This window comes from Mesorhizobium sp. M6A.T.Ce.TU.002.03.1.1, assembly GCF_003997275.1.
In the GTDB taxonomy this organism is placed as follows: domain Bacteria; phylum Pseudomonadota; class Alphaproteobacteria; order Rhizobiales; family Rhizobiaceae; genus Mesorhizobium; species Mesorhizobium mediterraneum.
Window position 1 is genome coordinate 1 of sequence record NZ_RZTI01000071.1, and the last position, 3,033, is coordinate 3,033.

At 64.9% G+C, this 3,033-nt stretch carries 3 protein-coding genes; 2 read left to right on the plus strand and 1 reads right to left on the minus strand.

Features of this window, described 5'->3' with window-relative positions; all coding sequences use genetic code 11:
* Positions 1 to 46: 46 nt before the first annotated feature.
* Complete coding sequence (locus tag EOC93_RS20305) at positions 47 to 337, minus strand: DUF1127 domain-containing protein (protein WP_095483982.1); 291 nt, start codon at positions 335 to 337, stop codon at positions 47 to 49.
* Positions 338 to 568: 231 nt separating this feature from the next.
* Here EOC93_RS20305 and EOC93_RS20310 point away from each other — a divergent pair, with 231 nt between their 5' ends.
* Positions 569 to 1,525, plus strand: coding sequence for a LysR substrate-binding domain-containing protein (locus EOC93_RS20310; protein WP_126103636.1), 957 nt, complete (start codon positions 569 to 571; stop codon positions 1,523 to 1,525).
* Between the two features lie 68 nt (positions 1,526 to 1,593).
* Positions 1,594 to 3,033 (plus strand): exodeoxyribonuclease VII large subunit (gene xseA / locus EOC93_RS20315; RefSeq protein ID WP_206532252.1); only part of this gene is annotated, 1,440 nt, incomplete at its 3' end.

Here is a 3,033-nt window from a genome sequence, read left to right on the forward strand (position 1 = left end):
GAACCGGCAGGGAGTGGGCGCCTGCGAAATCCTACAGCGCGCCCCCTTAGGCCACCTTGCGGGCAAGATCCTCGATCGTGTCCATGCGATCGGTCGCGATGACGCGTAGCCTTTCGGTCGGATCGCGGCCAAACGGCACGTCGATAGCGACGTGCAGGTCGGCGCGCGTCAGGCCGATGTCGGCGAGTTCGGAGTCCGACATCTCGCCAAGGCGATAGAAAGCGCGGCGGTTTTTCCAGGCGCGGTAGACGTTGGAAATGGCATTGGCCGCGCGCGTCGCAATAGCCGGACGCGACGTGATGCGCGAAGTCTCGGTGGCGAAGTCGAACGTAGCCATATCAGCCTCCTTCATATTTGAACGGACGAAACGGGGCGATCGGCGCTGGCAACAGCGGCCGTTCCGGTCCCGATCCACGTAGAAGATGCACGTCGTCGTCCCAAAAACGGTGACCACTTAGGCGACATGCACTGCCTTGATGTGGACAATGCTGAATCTGCCACCGCTTGATTGATTAATCCAACGAATGTTTCTAATCTTTAGCATCAACACTAATGATGGATTGGACCGATGAAAGCGCCACTCGATCTCGATCAGTTGCAGACCTTCGTCTCGATCGTCGACACCGGCAGCTTTACCCGCGCGGCGGAAGAGGTGCATCGGACCCAGTCGGCGGTGTCCATGCAGATGCGCCGGCTGGAAGAACGGATCGGCAAGCCGCTGTTCGAAAAGGACGGGCGCACCAACAGGCTGACCGAAGATGGCGACAGGCTGCTCTCCTACGCAAGACGGCTGCTGTTCCTCAATCGGGAAACGCTGGCCGCCTTCGACGACCGGCGGCTCGAAGGCACGATCCGCATCGGCACGCCGGACGACTATGCCGATCGCTTCCTGCCCGAGATCATGGCCCGCTTCGCCCGTTCCAATCCACGTGTCGAGCTGACGGTCATCTGCGAGCCAACACCCGGGCTGGTCGACCATATCAAGCGCGGCAATCTCGATCTGGCGCTGGTGACCCACAATGACGCGCACGGCCAGTCGGAAGTGGTGCGGCGCGAACCGCTGCTGTGGGTCACTTCGGCCAACCACGCGACACATGAGCAGGACACATTGCCGATGGCTTTCGGCCGGCCGAACTGCATCTGGCGGCGGGCTGCTGTCGACGTGCTCGACCGGCAGAACCGCGACTACCGCATCCTGTTCACCAGCTTCTCGGCCACCGTCATCACAGCTGCGGTGCTTTCCGGCCTGGCGATCTCGGTGCTGCCGGAATGTGCGCTGCGGCCCGGCATGCGAGTTTTGGGCGACGCCGACGGGTTCGGCGCCCTGCCCGATTGCCGCATAGGCATCATGCGCGGCCAGACGTCGCGGCCGGAGATCGTCGACGCGCTAGCCCGTCACATTTCGGAAAGCCTCGATAATATTTCCGTGCCGCTCGGCGAAGAGACGGGAACCTTCGACTTCGCCGCACTCGCCTTTTCGAAGATGAAGCGGAACAAGCCGAACCAGATCTTGCCGGGCTGGTGAAGGACCCGGGGGTCGGCGCTGAGCACCTACGGCTTGACGCGGACGCACAACCGCCCCCCAATCGGCCAATGAGCGACGCAGCATCCGAATCACGCACCAACGCCACCGAATACACGGTAAGCGAGATTTCCGGCGCGCTGAAGCGCACGGTCGAGGACGTCTTCGGCAATGTGCGGGTGCGTGGCGAAATATCCGGCTATCGCGGGCCGCATTCCTCCGGTCATGCTTATTTCTGCCTGAAGGACGACCGCGCGCGGCTCGACGCCGTGGTGTGGAAGGGCACGATGGGCCGACTGAAATTCCGCCCCGAAGAGGGCATGGAGGTGATCGCCACCGGCAAGCTCACCACCTATCCCGGAAAGTCCAACTACCAGATCGTCATCGACAATCTGGAGCCGGCCGGCGCCGGGGCGCTGATGGCGCTGCTGGAAGAGCGCAAGCGCCGGCTGCAGGCCGAAGGCCTGTTCGATGCCGGCCGCAAGCGCTTGCTGCCGTTCATGCCGTGCGTCATCGGCGTCGTCACCTCGCCGACCGGCTCGGTCATTCGTGACATCATCCACCGGATCAAGGACCGGTTTCCGCTGCATGTGCTCGTCTGGCCGGTGCGGGTGCAGGGCGAGACGACGGCCAAGGAAGTGACCGCCGCCGTCAACGGCTTCAACGCGCTGGCGCACGATGGCGTCATCCCGCAGCCCGACCTGTTGATCGTGGCGCGCGGCGGCGGCAGCCTCGAGGATCTTTGGGGGTTCAATGACGAGGCGCTGGCTCGTGCCGTCGCCGCCTCGCGTATTCCGGTGATCTCCGCTGTCGGCCATGAAACGGACTGGACGCTGATCGACCTGGCGGCGGATGTGCGAGCGCCGACACCGACGGGTGCCGCCGAGATCGCCGTGCCCGTGCGCGCCGACCTCGAAGTGACGCTTGCCGGCCTTGGTGCGCGGCTCAAGACCGCGGTATCGCGCAATTTCGAACGCAAGCGCCAGGCGGTCCGTGCCGCCGCCCGTGCACTGCCTTCGCCCGACCAGTTGCTGGCGCTGCCGCGCCGGCGCTTCGACGAGGCGACGAGCCGGCTTGGCCGGGCGCTGTCCGTCAGCGTCCAACGCAAGCGAGCTAGGCTTCAGGCACAGCGGCTGACGCCGGCCACTCTGTCGCGACGCATGAACGAGGCCCGTACATTGGCCGGCCGCGATCTCGCCCGCGCGCAAGCGGCGTTCTTCGCCATCGTGCGCGAGCGGCGAACGCGGTTTTCGCGCGCCGCCGCACGGCTGTCGCCCGCGCCGATCGCAAGGCGGCAGAAATTGCAGGTCGATATCTTGGCGGCACTGTCGCGGCGACAGGACCGGATGATTTCGGTGCGGCTCGAACGCTTGCGCGGGAAACTGACCCAGGCCGACCGGCTGCTGGCGACGCTGTCGCATAAGGCGGTGCTGGCGCGGGGCTTTGCCTTGGTGAAAGACGCCGACGGTGCGGTGATCAAGCAAGCGGCGGAAGTGACGTCGGGCATGGCA